1 tRNA gene and 1 rRNA gene are annotated in these 204 nt (G+C 51.0%); both read right to left on the bottom strand.

The window, feature by feature from the left end:
- Positions 1–73, bottom strand: a tRNA-Ile gene (locus ATB78_RS28110).
- A gap of 67 nt (positions 74–140) precedes the next feature.
- A 16S ribosomal RNA gene (locus ATB78_RS28105) occupies positions 141–204 on the bottom strand; the annotation flags it as partial.

Here is a 204-nt window from a genome sequence, read left to right as displayed (position 1 = left end):
GGGTCTGAGTGGACTCGAACCACCGACCTCTCGCTTATCAGGCGAACGCTCTAACCACCTGAGCTACAGACCCAGTATCGTCTCTTTTACTTATAAACCGTATCAATCTGTGTGGACACTCATCGTGAGTAATCATCGTTTAAGGAGGTGATCCAGCGCCAGGTTCCCCTAGCGCTACCTTGTTACGACTTCACCCCAGTCATG

The sequence above is a fragment of the Vibrio sp. CUB2 genome, assembly GCF_001557945.1.
In the GTDB taxonomy this organism is placed as follows: domain Bacteria; phylum Pseudomonadota; class Gammaproteobacteria; order Enterobacterales; family Vibrionaceae; genus Vibrio; species Vibrio owensii.
The sequence above is the reverse complement of the archived record's forward strand: the minus strand, read 5'-3'. Positions and strand labels throughout refer to the sequence as shown.